Annotated in this window: 2 protein-coding genes; both read left to right on the top strand. The window is 43.0% G+C overall.

From position 1 onward, the window contains the following. Nucleotides 1-532: hypothetical protein (locus A3766_RS30205; protein WP_197479222.1), on the top strand; the 532-nt coding region annotated here is incomplete at its 5' end. Nucleotides 533-617: 85 nt separating this feature from the next. Then, nucleotides 618-889: deoxyribodipyrimidine photo-lyase (locus A3766_RS02585; RefSeq protein WP_197479220.1), on the top strand; the 272-nt coding region annotated here is incomplete at its 3' end.

Below are 889 nucleotides of genomic sequence, written 5' to 3'. Positions count from 1 at the left end.
GCACATTGTAATCGCAACGCCACCTCAACAAACTTACGACCTATTACCCAAAGGCAATAGTCTCTGCCCTCTAATCGAGCACATTAAAATGGAACCACAATGGGTACTTCTCTTGGCCGTTCGTAGCAGTACAGAACTAAAAATAGATTCTGCACAGCACCCAAATATTAAGTCAATTTCGCCAGAGCACGTTAAACGAGGTGCTAAGCCAGACGATTCAGTGCAGTACTATCAAGTCCAAGCTGGCGAAGAGTGGAGCCAAGAAACAATTAATTGGGAACGAACACGCGTTGAAAGCTATCTATTGAGTGAGTTCGAAGCACTATGCGAACAAAAAATAGATATCATCGTTTCACACTTACATCGCTGGCTATATTCTCTGCCGAGTAATACCCCCATCGACAATAAAGAGAACTACCTTACATGTAGTGAAAAAATACACCTCAGTGGAGACTATCTTGCCACGAATCAATCCCGCCACGGACTTGAGTGCGCCTATTTAAGTGGCATATCGGTAGCAAAACAGATCTAATTTCATTCGGCCTGCGTATGATATACAAGGTTCGTAGTATAAGATATTGGCAACATAAAATAGCAACAAAAAGGGATAATATAAGATGACGCAAGAACATTTACTCAACCTAATCTGGTTTAGAAGTGATCTAAGGGTTTATGATAACCCGGCGCTTTCGGCTGCCATGTCATCCGGGCCTAGCATTGCTGTTTATGTGATATCTGAAGAAACCTGGGATGCCCACAATGAGTCGCCAGCTAAACGATCTCTTATCCTGCGCCAACTAGAAATACTCTCTGGCGCTCTCAGCGAGCTTAACGTTCCCTTTTATGTTCTTACAGCAGAATCCATGCAAAAACTGGAATCGAGTATTTC

Source organism: Oleiphilus sp. HI0132 (assembly GCF_001635845.1).
Note: the sequence above shows the minus strand (reverse complement) of the source record. Positions and strands in the feature narration are given on the sequence as shown.